General features: G+C 37.4%; 15 protein-coding genes. 11 read left to right on the forward strand and 4 right to left on the reverse strand.

Annotated elements, in window-relative coordinates; translation table 11 throughout:
• Window positions 1–62: 62 nt before the first annotated feature.
• Window positions 63–917, forward strand: a complete 855-nt coding sequence (locus FY049_RS15295) for a MaoC family dehydratase (RefSeq protein ID WP_224963749.1) — start codon at window positions 63–65, stop codon at window positions 915–917.
• A gap of 80 nt (window positions 918–997) precedes the next feature.
• Window positions 998–2,260 (forward strand): serine hydrolase domain-containing protein, encoded by a 1,263-nt coding sequence (locus FY049_RS15300; protein WP_446083964.1) that lies wholly within the window; start codon window positions 998–1,000, stop codon window positions 2,258–2,260.
• Between the two features lie 116 nt (window positions 2,261–2,376).
• Here FY049_RS15300 and FY049_RS15305 read toward each other — a convergent pair whose 3' ends face one another.
• Complete coding sequence (locus FY049_RS15305) at window positions 2,377–2,964, reverse strand: TetR family transcriptional regulator (protein ID WP_004719539.1); 588 nt, start codon at window positions 2,962–2,964, stop codon at window positions 2,377–2,379.
• 114 nt (window positions 2,965–3,078) lie between these two features.
• On the opposite strand from FY049_RS15305, the gene FY049_RS15310 reads away from it, so the two are divergent.
• The 5 genes from FY049_RS15310 to FY049_RS15330 all read left to right on the forward strand — a co-directional run bounded on the left by FY049_RS15310 (window position 3,079) and on the right by FY049_RS15330 (window position 11,884).
• On the forward strand, window positions 3,079–4,566 hold the full coding sequence (locus FY049_RS15310; RefSeq protein ID WP_419280089.1) for an MFS transporter: 1,488 nt from the start codon (window positions 3,079–3,081) through the stop codon (window positions 4,564–4,566).
• A 325-nt stretch (window positions 4,567–4,891) separates the two neighbouring features.
• Window positions 4,892–7,117: a DNA polymerase III subunit gamma/tau gene (gene dnaX / locus FY049_RS15315; protein WP_446083965.1), complete on the forward strand. Its 2,226-nt coding sequence runs from the start codon at window positions 4,892–4,894 to the stop codon at window positions 7,115–7,117.
• Between the two features lie 515 nt (window positions 7,118–7,632).
• Window positions 7,633–8,370, forward strand: coding sequence for a hypothetical protein (locus FY049_RS15320; RefSeq protein ID WP_446083966.1), 738 nt, complete (start codon window positions 7,633–7,635; stop codon window positions 8,368–8,370).
• A gap of 34 nt (window positions 8,371–8,404) precedes the next feature.
• Window positions 8,405–11,152 carry a magnesium-translocating P-type ATPase gene (mgtA, locus tag FY049_RS15325; protein WP_446083967.1) on the forward strand — a complete coding sequence of 916 codons (2,748 nt, stop codon included), beginning with the start codon at window positions 8,405–8,407 and terminating at the stop codon, window positions 11,150–11,152.
• 12 nt (window positions 11,153–11,164) lie between these two features.
• The gene (locus FY049_RS15330; RefSeq protein ID WP_056512824.1) at window positions 11,165–11,884 is read left to right on the forward strand and encodes an MgtC/SapB family protein; all 720 of its coding nucleotides are present in this window, start codon (window positions 11,165–11,167) and stop codon (window positions 11,882–11,884) included.
• A 348-nt stretch (window positions 11,885–12,232) separates the two neighbouring features.
• Here FY049_RS15330 and FY049_RS15335 read toward each other — a convergent pair whose 3' ends face one another.
• From FY049_RS15335 to FY049_RS15345, 3 genes are all read right to left on the reverse strand, one after another.
• A complete protein-coding gene (locus tag FY049_RS15335; protein ID WP_056512827.1) occupies window positions 12,233–12,664 on the reverse strand; it encodes an acyl-CoA thioesterase in 432 nt (143 codons plus the stop codon).
• 227 nt (window positions 12,665–12,891) lie between these two features.
• The gene (locus tag FY049_RS15340; protein WP_056512831.1) at window positions 12,892–13,698 is read right to left on the reverse strand and encodes an OmpW/AlkL family protein; all 807 of its coding nucleotides are present in this window, start codon (window positions 13,696–13,698) and stop codon (window positions 12,892–12,894) included.
• 628 nt (window positions 13,699–14,326) lie between these two features.
• Window positions 14,327–15,481 carry an iron-containing alcohol dehydrogenase gene (locus tag FY049_RS15345; protein ID WP_446083968.1) on the reverse strand — a complete coding sequence of 385 codons (1,155 nt, stop codon included), beginning with the start codon at window positions 15,479–15,481 and terminating at the stop codon, window positions 14,327–14,329.
• Between the two features lie 120 nt (window positions 15,482–15,601).
• Here FY049_RS15345 and FY049_RS15350 point away from each other — a divergent pair, with 120 nt between their 5' ends.
• Genes FY049_RS15350 through FY049_RS15365 form a run of 4 tightly spaced genes read left to right on the forward strand, consistent with a single transcriptional unit; the run spans window position 15,602 to window position 19,367 of the window.
• Window positions 15,602–16,105 carry a low molecular weight protein-tyrosine-phosphatase gene (locus tag FY049_RS15350; protein ID WP_056512835.1) on the forward strand — a complete coding sequence of 168 codons (504 nt, stop codon included), beginning with the start codon at window positions 15,602–15,604 and terminating at the stop codon, window positions 16,103–16,105.
• 40 nt (window positions 16,106–16,145) lie between these two features.
• Window positions 16,146–17,174: a UDP-N-acetylmuramate dehydrogenase gene (gene murB / locus FY049_RS15355; protein ID WP_004719558.1), complete on the forward strand. Its 1,029-nt coding sequence runs from the start codon at window positions 16,146–16,148 to the stop codon at window positions 17,172–17,174.
• Between the two features lie 13 nt (window positions 17,175–17,187).
• Window positions 17,188–18,336 carry a YdcF family protein gene (locus tag FY049_RS15360; RefSeq protein ID WP_166782320.1) on the forward strand — a complete coding sequence of 383 codons (1,149 nt, stop codon included), beginning with the start codon at window positions 17,188–17,190 and terminating at the stop codon, window positions 18,334–18,336.
• Window positions 18,336–19,367 (forward strand): alpha/beta hydrolase, encoded by a 1,032-nt coding sequence (locus FY049_RS15365; RefSeq protein ID WP_004719563.1) that lies wholly within the window; start codon window positions 18,336–18,338, stop codon window positions 19,365–19,367. The genes FY049_RS15360 and FY049_RS15365 overlap by 1 nt, the downstream gene beginning before the upstream one ends.
• Window positions 19,368–19,543 lie beyond the last annotated feature (176 nt).

Genomic DNA, 19,543 nt, shown 5'->3' on the forward strand with positions numbered 1-19,543 from the left:
TTCCAACTGAAATGTTGGATTTTTTAAATGTTGAATAAGAATTAATTTTTCAAAGGTCCAGTATGAATACTCGCCATTTTAGTCAACTTCCTAAGCCATATTTAGCTTATCCAAAAGTGATTCAGGGTTTAATTTTTAAAAAGCCAAAAGGTGAAAAAGTTCTACCGCAAGTTGAATATGTGGTTGATTCATTCAAAATTGATCCCAATCATTTAAAAGCATATAACGAAGTGTGTGGCTTTAAAAATAATGGGTATATTCCCGCAATTTATTTAGCTGTTTTATCGCAAAGTTTACAAATGCATATGATGACCTCTGAAGCATTTCCTTTTGCAATTTTAGGCTTGGTACATATTCGTAATCAAATTAAGCAAACACGTAAAATTGGTGTCAATGAACAGCTAACTTTATCTTGTCAATTTGGTGAGTTAAAACCACATGACAAAGGGGTTCAATTCGATTTCATCACGACTGCTAAAGTTGGCGGTGAAGTGGTCATGCAAGGATTAACCACTTATTTAGCGCGTCAAAAGACTGATGGTTCAGTTGCAGAAAAACCAAAAGATAAAAAAGAACCAAATTATCAAGTTCAGGCGGTTTGGGAAGTTCCTGAAAATACTGGTCGTCGTTATGCTATGACATCAGGCGACTTTAACTTGATTCATATCCATGCATTGACGGCAAAAGCATTTGGCTTTAAACAAGCGATTGCTCATGGGATGTGGAGTAAGGCACGTGTTCTTGCTGGGCTCAACTTACCAGAAGCTTATGAAGCAGATGTATTGTTTAAATTGCCGATGTATTTACCTTCAACAGTAGAGCTTTTAACTGCGCAAGAAGGTACAACAACTGACTTTTTGATTCGTAATCAAAAATCACAAAAACCTCATGTTTCTGGTGTGGTTAACGCTTTATAAGATAAAATATAAAGCCTGAGTCGAGATGATTCAGGCTTTTTTAATTAAAAAAGTTATGATTAAAAAAATAGGATAGGGCAATGAGCAGTTTAACGGACATTATTTTTGCGAATACGAAAAATTATCAGGGCTATGTGGATGAGCGTTTTCAAGATCTCGCTGTTCAATTTAGCCGTTTGCAGGATGGTCGTAGCGAAAATGGTGGTGCTGCTTTAACTGTTTATTTTCAAGATGAAAAAGTTGTCGATATATATACGGGTAAAAAATCAAAAACTGAGCAATGGAATGAGCAAACCTTGTCGGTTTGTTATTCCACGGGGAAAGGTGTACTGGCAACACTCGCGCACATTTTGGTGAGCGAAGGTTTCTTAGACTACGATACACCTATTGTTAATTTTTGGCCTGAATTTGCTCAAAATGGTAAAGAGAATATGACTTTACGTCATATTTTGAGCCATCAAAGTGGCTTATACGATATTCGAAATATCATTGCTAGTGCAGTTGAAATGGCCGATTGGCAGCATATGCTCAAGGTCATGGAGCAGGCCACACCTCGTTTTGCTGTAGCAACCGATATTGCATATCAGGCATTAACATTTGGCTGGTTGGTGGGTGGTGTTTTAGAGAAAGCAACGCAACAATCTTTAACACAGTTAATGCAGAAGTATTTGGTTGAACCACTACAACTTGATGGTGCATATTTTGGTGTGCCTGAAGCTGAGTTAAATCGTGTGGCGCGTTTAATTCAAAAAGCAGCACCTGTACAAAAAACAGAAACAAAATCCAGTAAAAGCAAAACTAAGCACCATAAAACGTCATTTTCAGATAAATTAGTTGAATTAACTGGACAAAATCCGCAAGACTTTTTAGATGCCATGGTACCAAAAGGGATGCGTGATTTTAGTTTCTTTAGTGACCAAGGGCTTCAAGCGATTATTCCAGCGGCCAATGGTGTATTTAGCGCCAATAGTCTTGCAAAAGTTTATGCCATGATGGCAAATAAAGGGGTTTGGGAAGGAAAAGTTTTAATTCGCCCTGAAATATTTGCAGAGTTAAGTCAAATCCAATCGATTAAACGAGATCGCGTGATGCCAATTCCTATGAAATGGCGTTTAGGCTACCACCGCGTGATTAGTATGGGTAAACGTGCCAAGCAAGGCTTTGGTCATATTGGATATAACGGTTCTGGGGCATGGTGTGATCCGCAACGAGGGCTTAGTTTTGCGTACACTCATAATTTTGCCATTGGTTCAATCACCGGTGATTATCGTCTTTGGGGACTGACCCAAGAAACATTACGTTGCGCTGATGGTTTACTTAAGGGAAGTAAAGGCTGGTTCTAAATATTAAGGTCAAAGCGATTGAAATTTCATAGAAGGTTAGATGGCTGAGTCTTATAGTGCAAAAGAATTAAAAATAAGGACTTTAAACAGCGGCATATAGATCCATCTATATTTTCTTAGGCAAATAACTCCATTTTCAAGATGGTTTCGACATGATGTTTAAACGAGTGTTGGTCTAGACCTTTTAAGCCAAGTTGATAGATTCCTTCTAAACCACAAACAAAAGCAATCAGCCGCCAAGCAATGTCTTGGCTACTGCTGGCTGTAGCAATTTTAAATTCTTGTTGGGCGATGCCATGTTCAATCGCTGTAACCAAGGCAACATGCCATTGTTCCATCGTAATATTATAAGCTTTTTTAATTTCAGGATCTTGGTCGATTAAAATCTCAGCTTCATTCCAGAGTCGTAGATAGGGTTGAGTTTGTTCAATATTTTCAAAACCTAGTAAAAGAGATAAACGTTCAAAACTACTGTCGGTTTTAATTTGATCTTCTACTTCATTGAGTTGATCCATCAATTCAATAAAAACTTCGGCCTTTAAATGCGAACTTGATTCAAAGTGATGATGTACTTGTCCTGTTGAAACTTGTGCTTCTGCGGCAATACGGCGCACTGTTAATCCATTCAATCCATCTTGTAATGCAACACGCTTTGCTGCATCCAAAATCATATTACGACGTTGTTCTCGGTTTAAATAGTTCATCACTTTTAATACAACAAAATTTACAAAACGAATATTAAACAAAGTTGGACGTTTGTTCAAGTCTGGTTATAATGATGGAACTTGAACAAGTGTCCAACTTTAATTAGGTGTGTTATGTACCGCAATTGGGTGATTTTGGCAATCATCGTTTTAATTTATTTACCGGTTTCAATTGATGCAACGGTTTTGCATGTTGCCATCCCAACATTGAGTGCTGCCTTATCACTATCCAGTAATGAAATGCTCTGGGTGATAGATATCTATTCACTGATCATGGCAGGCTTGATTTTACCCATGGGGGCATTGGGGGATCGTATTGGTTTTAAACGGCTGATGCTGATTGGTGCTGGTATTTTTGGTGTGGCTTCGCTAATGGCTGCTTTTGCGAGTTCAGCCTATATGTTGATTGCTGCCCGAGCATTTCTTGGTGTAGGCGCTGCCATGATTTTACCTGCAACCTTGGCAGGTGTTCGAAATACCTTTTTAGATGAAAAACAACGTAATTATGCTTTAGGTATTTGGGGAACTGTCGGTGGTGGTGGAGCCGCTTTTGGTCCACTGTTGGGTGGTTTTATTCTGGAACATTTTTCATGGGGAACCGTTTTCCTGATTAACGTGCCAATTATTATTTTGGTCTTGGTATTGACGACATGGCTGGTGCCAAAGCAAGCAGTACAAACCAAACAACCTTTAAATCTATTACAAGCGCTCATTTTGGTCACTGCAATCTTAATGCTGATTTATTCGATTAAGACCTCTATCTATGCGTTTAGCCTAGGGATGATTTTGATTTTTGTGCTTGGATTGGGATTGTTGGTGGGATTCATCCGTCATCAATTGAAAACAACGCAACCGATGATTGATTTTAGTCTGTTTAAGAATCCTGTGATCTCAACCAGTATTGTGATGGCGATGGTGGCTATGATTGCATTAGTTGGTTTTGAGCTACTCCTTTCACAAGAATTACAGTTTGTGTATGGATATAGCCCATTGGAAGCAGGTTTGTTTATTTTACCCTTTATGATAGCAATCAGTATTGGTGGACCTTTTACTAGTATTTTAATGAATCACTATGGTTTAAGACCTGTTGCAACTGTTGGGATGCTGATGTGTGCCTTATGTTTCTTTGGTTTGGCCATGACCAATTTTGACATCGATTATATTCAAGCTTGGGTGTGGATGGTGCTGATGGGGATCAGTGTTGAAATCGCATTATTATCTTCCACGGCAGCTATTATGTCTGCTGTACCTCCACAAAAAGCAACTGCTGCTGGTGCAATTGAAGGCATGGCGTATGAGTTAGGGGCAGGTCTTGGGATTGCGATTTTTGGACTATTGCTATCTATATTTTATGCGCATTCGATTATCTTACCTGATCATTTACCGCTGAATATCGCAGCTCAAGCAAGTTCTTCTATTGGTGAGGCATTATTGCTGAGCAAACAATTAGAACCTGCATTGATGCAACAGGTAAAACAAGCTGCTTTTGAAGCGTTTATTCATTCGCATAGTAAAGTCTTGGGTATTTCGGGTGTGATGTTCCTAGTTTTATCTGTATTTGTTTGGCGCGCTTTACCTGCAAAGAAACAGCTAGCAGTCTAGAATATTGCGCATAATTTAAATTATGCGCTTGTTTTTACATTTAGATTTTATAGTATGAAAAAATGAGTTTGATATACCGATTGAAAACTTTAGCAAGCTTAAATTGTGATTTGTTTAACAGTGCCACGGCAGTGTTTTTTTAAAGTAAAATAGCTACTGTATGTTTTTAAATCTATTTAAGAGATAGATAAACTTTATGTTGTAGAGCACAGTGTCAAATTAGAAGAAATTGATCGAATTATCTCTAATAAAAAATAACTCTACAGTTCTTCATTCACTAATCAGCAAAAAAACAGTATCCTTAGACCTGTAACTAGGAGCTTCCATGTATCAGGTACTTGCACGTAAATATCGCCCACGTAACTTTAATGAATTGGTCGGACAGAATCACGTTTCACGTGCACTGACCAGTGCTTTAGATCGTGGACGTTTACACCATGCCTATTTATTTACTGGAACACGTGGGGTGGGGAAAACCACAATTGCTCGAATTTTAGCGAAATGTTTAAATTGTGAAACAGGGGTAACCTCTACACCTTGTGAAGTTTGTGCAACTTGTAAGGCGGTAAATGAAGGGCGCTTTATTGACCTTATTGAAATCGATGCTGCATCACGGACTAAAGTCGAAGACACACGTGAGTTGCTCGACAATGTACCTTATGCACCGACCCAAGGGCGATTTAAGGTATATTTGATCGATGAGGTACATATGCTGTCGACGCATTCCTTTAATGCGTTATTGAAAACATTAGAAGAACCGCCTGAACATGTAAAATTTTTATTTGCGACAACAGATCCACAAAAATTACCAATTACGGTGATTTCACGTTGCTTGCAATTTACATTACGTCCATTGGCTGTAGATGAAATTACCCATCACCTTACAGATATTTTAAATAAAGAAGAAATTTCATCAGAGCAAGATGCGATTTGGCAAATTGCTGAATCTGCCCAAGGTTCATTACGTGATGCGTTGTCTTTAACTGACCAAGCAATTGCCTATGGTCAAGGTGCAATTCAGCATCAAGATGTCAAAGAAATGCTGGGTTTGATTGATAGAACCATCATTTATGATTTGATCTTGGCAATTCATCAAAACCAAAATGCACGTGTCAGTCAATTATTACTACAATTTAGGCAACAGGCTTTAGATGTTTCATTGGTTTTAGATCAGTTTATTTCGACTTTGCATGAGTTGGCAATGTTGCAATATTTGCCTGATTTAAGTCTAAAATACAGTGCTGAAATTAATCAAAAAATTATGCAGTTATCAAAAATTGTCTCTGCACAAGATTTACAGCTTTATTATCAAATTGCCTGTAAAGGTCGAGCGGAGCTACAACTTGCAGTAACACAAGAGCAAGGCTTTGAAATGACAGTATTGCGTTTACTGGCATTTAGACCGATGCAAATCAATGAAATTGTAGTCTCTCAAGCTCAACAACCACAAAACAATCAGAATATCGATCAAGTTGCTATTTCACAGCAACCGCATCAAGCATATGTTCAAACGGGGGGTGTGCAACAAGAACAGATTCAGCAAGAGCCAGCTCATCAACAGCAGGCTCAGCAAGTACCTGTTGAAAAAAATATTGAACAACAAAATGTAGCTTTGGATGTGAGTTATCAATCAGAAACTTACGCACCATTAGCGGAAGCTGAGGTACAGCAAGCGCAGGTTGAGATCAATTCACAGAATGTAGTGAGTGATTTAGACCCTGCTTTTGACCAAGTTGAAGATCAGCAAGCTCAACAGCAAAGTGTTGACCATGAACCGAGTAGTGATGACTATTTAGATGACTTTGCTGAGGAAGTACAACAAAGCACTGTGGTTGAAGCAACGGCTCATAATAGTCAAGGTGTTGAAGCGCAGCCGCCAATTGTTCAAGAGAAAATTGACGTAGAAAATGCAGAACCAAGTTTAACCTTGTTTGGTGCTGAGTTGAGTCAACCGAAAAATACCACGTCTCCGTCTAGTCCAAATCAAGATGTATTCTTTTTAGCACCTGAAAATCAGGATCAAAATGTTGAAATTGAATTGATTGAGCCTATTCATTCTCAAACAGATACTCCAGCTCAAGTTACTAATATTATCCCTGAAATAGAACGTGGATCCTCTTCTGAGGAACAAACGCCGCAACAGATACTTGCTTTAAAATTACAGGTCTTAGAAGGTGAGTGGACAGTTGAAAAATGGGAGTATTGGTTTAGAAATAGCTCACTTTCTCCAGCTGTTCAAGAACTTGCACAGCATGGATTAATGACAGGGGATGTGAATGGTCAATCTATTTTTCAAATTTCACAAAAATATGAAAAATTACTGAACCAAGCACAACATGACCTTGAGGCAAAATTAAAACAGCAATGGCCGAGTACTTTGTTTACAGTGCAATATGGTGAAGTTGAGTCGACTACACCTTATATGATGCAAAACGAACGTAAGCTTCGAGCTTATGATCGTGCCAGTGAAATGCTTCAAAAAGAGCCTTTGGTTAAAAGCTTAATTGAAGCATTGGATGGAAAGTTGGAAAATATTCAGCTCAAAGCCTAATTTTTAAAAAACATTTAGATTAAATATCATTTTAAACAAGCTCAATTTCACTGGAATTGGGCTTGTTTTTATTTGCCGAAATTTAAGGAATATTCACAATTCCTTTCTGCCTGTGCCAAGATAAATCATTTTAAAATCTCATCAGGTTCTCAATTTATATAAGAATTTTAATTCAAATTATGATGATCAATCTGGCATTTATAGACGTTGTTATGCTGAAAATCACTTGTTTTAAATATTTTTATGGTTATAATTGCGGCAACTTTAATTAGCGGAGACCCTAAGTGGCAAATTGTTCATCGAGGCGCTGTAGTTTATATACAGCCATTATTCGTATCTGAGCAAGAGAGCACTGCCTTTAGGAAAGCTGTCTTGCAATGAGACAGTTATAATCTGATTTTAAACTACATCCCCATTTTGACGTGAAGCAGCTCAATTTTGACTTTAATTAGTTCAATTTTGGCTTGTTTTTGTGCGCACTTAGATTCATACCGCCTCAGCAATGAGGATTACGGATGGTAATCAATCAACTTTGTATGATAGAAACAGCACTGATTACAGGCTGCTTTTTATTACTTATTATTCATAAATCAGCTCATGCAGATCCTGTATTAATTACAGATGATGCAACTGTTGCTGATCTGTATACTTGCCATTTTGAAAGTAATATAAACTTTTATAAACATCAGGAGGTTAATTCCAGTTTTTCTCCAGTATGTGGTATCGCCAAAAATTTGGAATTAAGTTTTCAGCTGGATGATCATGTTCAAAATAAGAATCGTCATGATGTGATATCAGGTCAATTCAAACGTAATTTGAAAGCAGTGGATTCGAATAGTTGGGGCGCTGCCGCATCCTTAACAATAAGCCGAAATATGTATGGTGATGACCACTCTAGTTGGAAAGTGAATCTCCCCGTAACTTATTTATTACTGGATGATCGGTTATTTTTAAATGGCAACATCTCCTATGAACATCAGGGCAATACTCAGTATGTTTTAGCTGCAATTTCAAGCAATTATTGGATCAATGCTAAAACTTCGCTCAGTGCAGAAATCTTTAATCAAGATCATCAGTCTGTATTTTTTCAAACCGCATTTGGTTATGAGTTGATTCAAGATTTTGTCAGGGTCCAAGTGGCTTATGCAGATCGATTTGACCACCATCATGATCGCTGGTTTGGGCTGGGAGCTGAGTTTCTCACCAATTTTAAGCTCATAAAAAAATCATCTAATTCAATTCCTGTTCAATAGGAAGAAGTCTTTATTGCCAAAAAAGGAGAACATTATGCTTCATAATCTATGGCAACGTTTATTTTCTAATTTCATCAAAAAATATCATATTCAACACTTATTTGAACGTCATCGCTCATTTAAAGAATTACATCAAGCCAGTTATGCCAGTGAAATTAGTAAAAAGCTTTCACAAAGTTTGATCAATGCTTCCTATGTAGCTTCAGAGCAATTGCTCAATCATTTAAATACAACAGAGCAAGGCTTGTCAGCAAAGCTGGTTGAACAACGACAAGAACAATTTGGATTAAATGAGCTTGCGCATGAAAAACCACTGCCGTGGTGGAAGCATCTTTGGTATGCCTATCGCAATCCATTTAATATTTTACTTACCATTTTGGCTTTGGTGGCTTTCTTTACCGACGATATAGAAGGCACAATTATTATTACAACCATGGTTGTACTTTCTACGGTGTTGCGCTATTGGCAAGAGTTTAAGTCAAATAAAGCAGCCGCTGCATTAAAAGCAATGGTAAGTAATACGGCTACTGTGATTCGTCAAGTAGATTGGGATGCCCCAGACCTTGAAACCCTGCAATGCGACCTAGATCAAGGATCTCAACAGGTTGAACTTGCGATCCAAGATTTGGTCCCTGGTGACATCATTTTATTGTCTGCTGGAGATATGATCCCTGCGGATTGTCGAATTATCTTTGCAAAAGATCTGTTTGTTTCACAAGCGTCGATGACAGGTGAATCTATTCCTGTAGAAAAGTTTGCTGATCAAAAAGATCACACCCTACAAAATGCATTGGAACTGGAAAATATTGTTTTTATGGGAACCAATATTGTGTCTGGTTCTGCAAAAGCGGTGGTGGTAAATACTGGGACACAAACCTATTTTGGGGCATTGGCACACCGAGTATCCCATGCAGATCGTGCAACGACTTCATTTCAAATGGGGGTAAATAAAGTCAGTTGGTTATTGATTCGATTTATGTTGATCATGGCGCCAGTTGTATTATTTATCAATGGCTTTACCAAAGGTGATTGGAGTGAAGCATTGCTATTTGCTTTATCTGTAGCTGTGGGTTTAACACCTGAAATGTTGCCGATGATCGTGACCTCAACATTGGCCAAAGGTGCAGTATTTTTATCTCGTAAAAAAGTTATCGTTAAACGTTTAGATGCGATTCAAAATTTTGGCGCAATGGATATTTTATGCACAGATAAAACAGGTACCTTGACTGAGGATAAAATTTGTTTATCACAACATGTCGATGTAAATGGCAAGACATCACAACGTGTATTGGTACAGGCTTACTTAAATAGCTATTACCAAAGAGGGCTGAAAAATTTACTGGATGCTGTAATTTTGGACCATGCTGCACAAGACTTACAGGATCTAAATTTTAAATTTAAGAAGCTTGATGAAGTACCGTTTGATTTTGTGCGTCGACGTATGTCAGTAGTGGTCAGAACCTTACAAGGTAACGCACGTATCATCACTAAAGGTGCGGCAGAGGAAATGCTGAAAGTCTGTTCGCATATAGAGATAAATGACAAGATTGAGCTATTAACACCAGACCATCTTGAGGCGATTCAAGAAAAAATACGCCAATTTAATCTTGAAGGTTTACGTGTTATTGCTATCGCGTATCGAGATTTTAGTGGGAGATCAGATGACTTTTCTGTCGCAGATGAAAGTAATTTGATTTTAACTGGTTATCTAACTTTCTTGGATCCTCCTAAAAAATCTGCTGCACCTGCTTTAGCTCAATTGGCAGCGCATGGCGTCAATGTCAAAGTGCTTACAGGTGATAATGAGTTTGTTACTCAAAAGGTCTGCAAAGAACTTGGTCTGGACTGTGAACATGTTCTTTTAGGTGGGCATGTTGAGAACATGACTGATGAAGAACTAAAATTTGCCGTTGAATATACACAGGTATTTGCCAAATTAAGTCCAGTTCACAAAGAACGTATTGTGATGCAGCTGAAAGAGAATGGACATGTGGTTGGATTTCTAGGCGATGGAATCAATGATGCGGCTGCGATACGTAGTGCTGATATTGGAATTTCGGTTGATACAGCAGTGGATATAGCCAAAGAGTCAGCAGATTTAATTTTACTTGAAAAAAGTTTAATGGTGCTTGAAGAAGGCGTGCTAGAGGGACGACGTACATTTGCCAATATGCTGAAATATATCAAAATGACGGCAAGTTCAAATTTTGGTAATGTTTTTTCGGTATTAGTAGCTAGTGCTTTTATTCCGTTTTTACCAATGCTACCGATTCATTTGCTGGTACAGAACTTACTTTATGATGTATCACAAATCGCCATTCCATTTGACAATGTTGATGATGAGTTGATTGAAAAACCGCAAAGCTGGAAACCAAATGAAATTGGACGTTTTATGATTTTCTTTGGGCCACCCAGTTCGATCTTTGACATTTTGACCTTTGCTCTCATGTGGTTTGTATTTCATGCAAATTCACCAGAACAGCAAACCTTGTTTCAATCCGGTTGGTTTGTCGTGGGGCTACTAACACAAACGATTATTGTGCATATGATTCGTACAGAAAAAATACCATTTATTCAAAGTCGTGCGGCAATGCCTTTGATAGTCATGACCTTGGTCATTGTGGCTGCTGGTATTTTCTTACCAATGGGGCCTTTTGCTGAGTACTTAAAATTACAAGCTTTACCATTAACTTATTTCTTATTTTTACCTTTCATCTTGCTTGGCTACATGCTGGTTGTGCAACTGATGAAAAAAATTTACATCCGTCGTTACGGCTGGTAATGGAGAACTCCAATGCAACTCCAATTCATTCAACATCTAGAATTAGCGAATATGCTAGATACCTTGATTAGTTTACTTGGCGCTTTTATTTTAGGGGGATTGATCGGGTTTGAGCGACAGTATAGGCAGCGTACAGCAGGCTTAAGAACCAATGTATTAGTCGCCCTTGGCGCTGCTATATTTGTTGATATTGCCAATAACTTAACAGGTGCTGATGGTTCAGTACGGGTGATTGCTTATGTGGTTTCTGGCATTGGATTTCTTGGCGCAGGGGTAATCATGCGCCAAGAAGGGAATATTCAAGGACTCAATACTGCTGCGACCTTGTGGTGTTCTGCTGCTGTCGGTGCTGCGGCAGGTTGTGACCGCTTGGTGGAGGCTATATTAGCGACGATATTTATTTTGGCAGCCAATACTTTATTACGTCCTATTGGGCATATTATCGACCGTAAACCTTTAAATGTTGATTCGGAAATGCAACATGAAATTTATGTGGTTTGTCAAAAAGAGCACAGTAAATATGTCATGGATGAGCTGAATAAAGCTTTAAAGCGTTATCATTTTCCTGCTAAAGATTTTGATGTAGAACCTTTTGGTGAGCAAGATGTAGAGATTAGGGCGATTTTGATTGCGAATTCTGTTGAGGAAAAAGAAATTCAGCCGATTATTGAAATGTTAAATCAAATGCCTGAAGTGAGTCAGGCTTTTTGGGATCAAAATACCTTGGCTTAAAATGATGTTTATTTTTAGGGTGTTGGAGCTAAATAGTCTTAAGTGTCAATTTTTTAGGCTTAAACTATATAACGTGAGTTCGACTTAACTATATCTTTAACTTATTGAAAAGCAATGATCTCGACGGAGTCTTGCTGAACTGTCATTCAATTTCAGGATCAGCCTGCGGCTCGCCCTACTTTTGTTTCGGCAAAAGTAGGCAAAACCATTGTCATCCGCAAAACTCGTCGACGACCAGAAGCGCATTCAATGAATCGCAGAAACAATACTTTATGAATGAAGTCCTGCCTCAGACAGTTGCGGATGACGTTTCCGCGTATCATATTTCATCAAAAACTTATATCGAACTCAGGTTGTATAGTCTTGCAAAGCATCTCGCATTTTTTGTGGAATCGGGGTGCTTTTCTTTGTCTCACGCTCTACGAATACATGTACAAATTGACCTTGTGCTGAAGCTTCAGTTTTACCCTGTTTGAAAATAGCCAGATCATAGCTCAGTGATGAATTACCAATTTTTGCAATGGCGACCCCAACCTCAATAATTTCTGGATAGGTGAGTTCTTCGAGAAAATGACACGAAGAATTTACCACCAAACCAATGATGGGTGAGTGATGTATATCAAAGTCGGTTTTTTGGATCAAGAGTGCATTCGCTGCAGTATCAAAATAACTATAATAAGTCACATTATTCACATGACCATAAATATCGTTGTCTGCCCAACGTGTTTGGATGGGGAAGATAAAGGAGTATTGGGTACGTAATTTTATTTCTGGTTTCATTTGGATTATTCATTCGAATAGATAAAAAATTAACAGTGCTTTTGTGATCAATCACCAAGCCAAGGCTTTGCAAAGCTTTATAAACAAGTAACTTTATAGATGAATTTTGCATGTGTTTACAAGTGTTTTAGCACAGTGCAACTATATTCAAGTGAAAAAAATAAAAAAGCTCATTAAGTCTAACCTAATGAGCTTTTACAATTTAGAACTGATTCAGTCCAAATTGATTAGAAACGATAACCAAGACCTAAATAAGTCACGATTGGTTTAATCTCAATGCTGCTTTGGCCTGAAATTAAAGTAGTTTGTCCAGCTGGTGTTGTACCATTTACATTTAATTTTGCTTTTGTTGACAAATGTGCATATGAAACAGAAGCAGTTGCATACCAATTTTTGTTGATATTGAAATCTGCACCAAGGATTGCAACAGGTGCAAAAGCGTCATCAACTTTAACCTTACCTAGTTCTGGATTATATCGACCAAGTAAAGGATTGGCTTTTAATGCATCATTGATTGCTGAATCAGTCTCAACATTTGAGAAATGAGCATACATCAAGCCTGCACCTACATAAGGACGGATCTTGTTGTTGATTGAACCAAAGTGATAACGAGCAGAAAGCGTTGGCGTATAAGCATCTGTTGTTGCAGCTTTATCAAATTTATTTAGATCAACGACAGTAACACCATGAACTTTAATGCTACCTTGGCCAGCAAGTTCCATTTCAGGAGGAGCACCTAAAGTTAATTCAAGTGAAACATTGTCATTGACAAAATAATCAAGCATTAAGCCTGCTGTATCTGCATTTTGTACTTCAAAACCTGCATCTGGGTTATTGGCTTGTATATTCGCCAATGGACCTAAGTAAGGACTATTACCAGTTTTACCATTTACGCCTTGTCCTTTACTTTGAGGCATAACATGTAACCAACCAGCAGAAACACCAAAAGTTTTACCATCAGAAGTTGCTGCGTGAGAAACGTTGCTTAATCCAAATGCTGCTAATGGCAGAATTGCTAATGTAAGTTTTTTCATAGAATCATTTTCCAATACTAGTTGTCTTAATTTTCCGATTAAGATCTGGCGCGATTTTAGAGTAATTATTTTAAAAATTAAATAAAAATTAAATAAAAACTAATTACTAGCTAGTCATAAAATAGTCATTTAATAGGTTAATGATTTGATAATTAATAATTTTTAAATATTTTTTTAAAAAAAACTTTAAGTTCGATTGATTAAAAAATATAACAAAACGACGCAATAAGATTGTTTTTTTCATATTTTGAGAATAACCAAGTTTAATTTTAATGCTGTATTTTTACAAAATTATAAATTTTGTTCAAAATTTAGGTCGATTTGATCGGATGCGGTCCGCATATTTCAAACACAAATTATAGGTTATATGATAGATATTTTTATACTTTTAAATAAACACTCAGCGAGTATGTATTAATTCTACTTCATGTTGATTAAAGATTTTTCATTAATCAAAAAATGATCATGTGGAGTGAGTCATATTGGTATTGAAAGTTCCTTCTCCCACTGGGAGAAGGCTAGGGTGAGGGCGCTTTTATGTTGATTTATGGTTTTAAAAAGGACTTATGAAAGAAGTCTATTTAAAAGCGCATTCAATAAATCAGTGCACTATTAATGTTGATAAATTTTAATAAATCGACTGATAAATTTTTAATGCATCTGCGTGAAGTAGTGGCCTTGGATTATTTTGTAAAAGACGTGTTTGTAGTATTGCATCGGATGCCAATCTATCAAGTTGCTGCTCGTGTACATTTAAATCGCGTAATTTCAAAGTCAAACCACTGTGATCTAAGTGTCTCTGCATGTGATCTATAAATAAGTCACATAAGCCTTCTGTACTGCCTTTACTATAAGGATCAAGCCATTGCATTAACTCTGCATAAAGTGCTTTTGCATCAGGCGCATTGAATTTTAACACCTCCAATAAAACCAAAGCATTAGTATGTCCATGTGATAAATGAAAATGACCACCTAAGGGGTATGCTAAAGCGTGTACAGCACCTACAGGAGCGTTGGCAAAAGCCTGCCCTGCAAGCATAGAGCCAACCAGCATATTTTGACGAGCTGCTAAATTTGTACCATCCGCCAAGACCAATTTTAAATTTTTATTTAAAAGTTTAAGGGCTTGTTTAGCAAGCATGTCTGCATAAAAATTCTTTTTAATTTTAGAGGTATAGGCTTCAATGGCATGCACCATCGCATCTATACCTGTTGCTGCTGTGATATGTGCAGGTAGGCCTGAGGTAAATGTTGCATCTAGAATTGCCACATCGGCATATAAAATGGGGGAAACGATACCTGTTTTGGTGGTTTCACCTGTAGTGACAATTGAAATGGGGGTGACTTCAGACCCTGTGCCCGCTGTGGTTGGAATAAGAATTAACGGAAGGCGAGGGCCTTTGACATTATTGACCCCATAGATTTCCTGAATACTTTGTGATTGCTTTGGATTTGCCAAGATCGCAATGAGTTTCGCAACATCCATAGAGCTACCACCACCAAAGCCAATAACCACATCTATTTGATTGTCTTTGGCGAATTGAACTGCCGATAAAACAATTTGCTCTGCTGGATCTGCCTGTACATCGGCATAAATTTCATAGTCTAAATTGCATTGCGCTAAAATTTTTAATAGCGGCAAATGCAGTGCGTGTTGAATCATGCCTGCATCTGTCACGATTAATGCTTTGTGGTATTGATTGCCTAATACTGTGCTGAGTTCTTGGATTGATCCTAAACCTGAAATAATATTGGCTACAGTTTGGAATTGAAAATGACTCATATGTATTATCCTTAATCTATCATCACAAATTAAACATTATTGTTTTAAGGTTCTATAGGATTCGCCTGCTAAATAACTTAACATAAGACTTTATAAAAGAAATGATCATTTGAGGTTGTTATGTCATCCAAAATGCCATACAAAGTTTTATGTGTGTGCTTAGGAAATATTTGTCGCTCACCCACAGCAGAGGTGGTTTTACGACACTATTGTGATGAAAAACGATTAAATGTAGTTGTGGATTCAGCTGGAACGAGCAATTATCATCCAAATAAATCACCTGATAGTCGCAGTCAAAAACATGCAATAAAAAGAGGCTATGATCTTTCTGGGTTACGTGCTAGACAATTAAAAATACAAGACTTTTTAGAGTTTGATTTGATTCTTGCCATGGATCATCAGAATTTTGCGGATATACAGCATTTGTATAACCTAGCCAGTAGCCAATTTGGTCTTGCTCAAATCAAAGCTAAAATTGCTTTAATGAGTGAGCATGATCACGTTTATCCACAACAGGCGCTTCCAGATCCTTATTACGGTGAAGCTGATGGATTTGAACGTGTACTTGATCAGTGTGAATCGAGTAGTTTGGCTTGGGTACATGTGTTTCAACAACAGTTTTAATGCAAGTGATTGAAATATTTTTAGGAAATAAATTTAAGTTATGAATATTGAATCACAGGTTCAGCTCAAACCCTTTAATACATTGAGTTTGAACTCGATTGCATCACATTATGTCAAAATACAATCTATCGTAGATCTTCAACAAGCGTTGCAGTTTTCTAAAGCACACGATTTAAACGTTTTACTGCTTTCAGGGGGCAGCAATATGATGCTGCCTGAGCATATTCATGCGCTTGTAGTTGCTATAGATATACAAGGTATTGAATTTTTAAGTGAAGATGCCGAAAGTAAAACAATCAAAGTGGGTGCAGGGCAAGTTTGGCATGACTTTGTATTGTGGACGACAACGCAACAACTTTATGGTTTACAAAACTTGGCTTTGATTCCGGGCTTAGTCGGCGCATCGCCTGTGCAAAATATTGGCGCGTATGGTGTTGAAGTCGGTGAATTTATTCAATCTGTAGAAGTCTACGATCGTCAATCAGCACAGACACTTTCAATTCAAGCACAAGATTGCCATTTTTCTTATCGACACAGTATTTTTAAAGATGATCCAGATCGTTATGTGATTACCCATGTGATTTTTAAATTACTTAAACATGCTGATTTAAAAGTAAATTATGGGGATTTAAAAGATGCAATGATGGATGATATGAGTGCTGAAAACTTACAAAAGCAAGTGATTCATATTCGTCAAAGTAAACTCCCAGACCCAAATGAATATCCAAACGTGGGAAGTTTCTTTAAAAATCCGATTATTAAGCAACAAGAGTTTTCACAATTAATTGCAAAATTCCCTAATATTCCACATTATCCTCAAGCAGGGAATCACGTTAAAATTGCAGCGGGTTGGTTGATTGATCAATCAGGTTGGAAAGGTAAACAGCTTAATCAGGTGGGAATGTTTCATAAACAAGCTTTGGTGTTGGTGAATTATGCCGATGCAACATTGACAGATGTACGCGCAACGTATCAGGCAGTACAAAAAGATGTTTTTGAGAAGTTTGGTGTGCACTTAGAACCTGAACCTGTGCTTTATAATGAACTAGGCTTAATCGAAAACCATTAAATTGAGTAAATATATGGTCAAACCGCATTGGATGGTCAGATTTCTACGAATAATTGCCATATTATTTGTATTATTCGGCTGTTTGGTCGTTTTTTGGTACACGCCATTTTATTCGACAATGATGGTTAAAATCCTGAATAGCATTGTTCCAGTTGAAGTCAATCAGGTGGCAGCAAAGAGCCAGCAAAACGCTGCTCTTTCGGAGGCTGAAAACTTAGAACCTGGTTCTGATTTATGGATTGCTCGACAAGCCTATCTTAAGCTGATGGATGAAGCCATTAAGAGTAAAAATGCTCAGGATTTAATGCTACTCCAGTTACGATATAAAGCCTTGCAAGAAAAAATTGCTGAAGATCAAAAAAATGATGATGAAGAACAAAACAAGCCAGTAATTCCATTGGTGTCTGAACATGCTGCATCAGAGGTTGTTGAGAACCAATCGAACGATGTTGTTAAAAACTTATTGGATTTAAATAGTGAAGACAATAAGGCTTTAATGGATGAATATTTAACATTCTTAAAAAAATATAAAATTGATGAAAAATTACTTCAAGAAAATTCACACACATTGGCAAATGAATTGTCCAGTTCACAAGTACAAGAAGATCTTGAAAGTTTGCCTACGAAAATCAGTGAACAACCGAAGCCAATCAGTCAACCTTATGCAATTGTAGTCTTGGGCGGTGGTTTAACTTTAGATAAAAATCAAAAAGACATTATTGTGAATGACTATACCAAACTAAGACTTGAAACAACGTTAGCTTTAGAAGAGAAGGTTAAACTTCCTATTGTGCTGAGTGGTGTAGAAGCACCTTATATGCAAAAATGGTTATCTGAGCGCGGTGTTCAAGCCAAATTATTAGAAAATAGGAGCATGAACACCTGTGAAAATACACGCTTTAGTTCATTACTTTTACAGAAAAAAGGTGGTGCACCCACAGTCTTATTAATTACCGATCGTTACCATATGCCAAGAACACGTCGTTTATTTGCATTAAATGGTATCGAAACAATTCCTGTCAATGCACCAATGCCAACTCAATTAACAGCATGGCAGCCGAGCAAACAAAATTATGATCATAGTCGTAGAGCCAATTATGAAACTTTAGCAACAATCCGAGATATGTTGTTTGGTTCGAGTGGCTGTAGAGAGGTGCCTTAATGGCAGATATTCCATTTTTAAATCCAACAATTCTAAAGCAACTTGACTTACCTATACCAAGTCGAGATACAACACCACAACTATTAGAAGCCTTAAACTTAAATCGTGAATATATTCCAAATAAAGAAATAAAATCTTATCAACGTCTTTATGGTTTTGATCAACTGGACTGTGTGCAATGGCAAGGTTTTATTGATATGCCGTTGTTTAAACTTCATGTGCAAGTATTTAAACCCAATATAGATAAAATAAAAGGCACTGTGTGTTTGTTGCATGGCTATTTAGAACATAGTGGTATTTACCAACCGATTGTAAAAGAAATCCTTGAACAAGGGTTTAGTGTGATTACTTATGATTTGCCTGGGCATGGACTGAGTAATGGTTCGCCTGCAAATATTCAAAACTTTGACCATTACCAACAAGTGTTACATGCGGTCTATCAATATGTAAAAAATGCAGAGCAGCTTCCTAAGCCGTGGTTGGGAGTGGGGCAAAGTACAGGTGGTGCAATTTGGATGCATCACTTACTTGAGTATGCGCAAAAACGTGAAAATCCAATTGTGGATCGGGTGTTACTGCTTTCACCATTGGTACGACCTGCAAAAACAGCGTGGTGGCATAATTCTATTGGTTTAGGAATTATTCGCAGAATTAAAAGAGAAGTTCCTCGTCACTTTAAAAGAAATAATCACAATCCTGAGTTTTTAAGATTTGTACGCCTTAAAGACCCGTTACAACCTCGAATGATGGGAATGGATTGGATTTTGGCAATGTCAAAGTGGATGCTGGAAATGGAAGCCTATCCAAAGTGCCGCATTCCGGTTTGGTTGGCACAAGGTGCACAAGACCAAACTGTAGACTGGAAATATAATATTGATTTTGTACGTCGACAATTTAGATTACAGACCTTATTGATTCTTGAAGAAGGCTCGCATCAATTGATTAATGAGCGGGCAGATATACGTGCAGCATTAACTGGATTAATTCCTGCGTTTCTACATGCACAATCTTCTGGTGACTATTTTGAATAGATGTAGCTTACTTTTAAGTTGAATTTCTCAAAAATGCCTAAAAAATAGGTGAATTATGCGATTTTTTGAACATTTAGATTAAAAAATAATCACACGATGCATTTTGTTGAAAATAGGGCTTGCGCTGGTTTAAAATCTGTATAGAATACGCAGCATCCCGACGCGATACAGCAAAC

It is taken from the genome of Acinetobacter sp. 1125_18A (genome assembly GCF_052824985.1).

Excerpts from the sequence above, each read along its gene's own strand:
- FY049_RS15365 (WP_004719563.1), top strand. The coding sequence starts at position 18,336 with ATGGCAGATATTCCATTTTTAAATCCAACAATTCTAAAGCAACTTGAC.
- mgtA (WP_446083967.1), top strand. The coding sequence starts at position 8,405 with ATGCTTCATAATCTATGGCAACGTTTATTTTCTAATTTCATCAAAAAA.
- FY049_RS15300 (WP_446083964.1), top strand. The coding sequence starts at position 998 with ATGAGCAGTTTAACGGACATTATTTTTGCGAATACGAAAAATTATCAG.
- FY049_RS15310 (WP_419280089.1), top strand. The coding sequence starts at position 3,079 with ATGTACCGCAATTGGGTGATTTTGGCAATCATCGTTTTAATTTATTTA.
- FY049_RS15345 (WP_446083968.1), bottom strand. The coding sequence starts at position 15,481 with ATGAGTCATTTTCAATTCCAAACTGTAGCCAATATTATTTCAGGTTTA.
- FY049_RS15340 (WP_056512831.1), bottom strand. The coding sequence starts at position 13,698 with ATGAAAAAACTTACATTAGCAATTCTGCCATTAGCAGCATTTGGATTA.
- FY049_RS15320 (WP_446083966.1), top strand. The coding sequence starts at position 7,633 with ATGGTAATCAATCAACTTTGTATGATAGAAACAGCACTGATTACAGGC.
- FY049_RS15335 (WP_056512827.1), bottom strand. The coding sequence starts at position 12,664 with ATGAAACCAGAAATAAAATTACGTACCCAATACTCCTTTATCTTCCCC.
- murB (WP_004719558.1), top strand. The coding sequence starts at position 16,146 with ATGAATATTGAATCACAGGTTCAGCTCAAACCCTTTAATACATTGAGT.
- FY049_RS15350 (WP_056512835.1), top strand. The coding sequence starts at position 15,602 with ATGTCATCCAAAATGCCATACAAAGTTTTATGTGTGTGCTTAGGAAAT.
- dnaX (WP_446083965.1), top strand. The coding sequence starts at position 4,892 with ATGTATCAGGTACTTGCACGTAAATATCGCCCACGTAACTTTAATGAA.
- FY049_RS15295 (WP_224963749.1), top strand. The coding sequence starts at position 63 with ATGAATACTCGCCATTTTAGTCAACTTCCTAAGCCATATTTAGCTTAT.
- FY049_RS15360 (WP_166782320.1), top strand. The coding sequence starts at position 17,188 with ATGGTCAAACCGCATTGGATGGTCAGATTTCTACGAATAATTGCCATA.
- FY049_RS15330 (WP_056512824.1), top strand. The coding sequence starts at position 11,165 with ATGCAACTCCAATTCATTCAACATCTAGAATTAGCGAATATGCTAGAT.
- FY049_RS15305 (WP_004719539.1), bottom strand. The coding sequence starts at position 2,964 with ATGAACTATTTAAACCGAGAACAACGTCGTAATATGATTTTGGATGCA.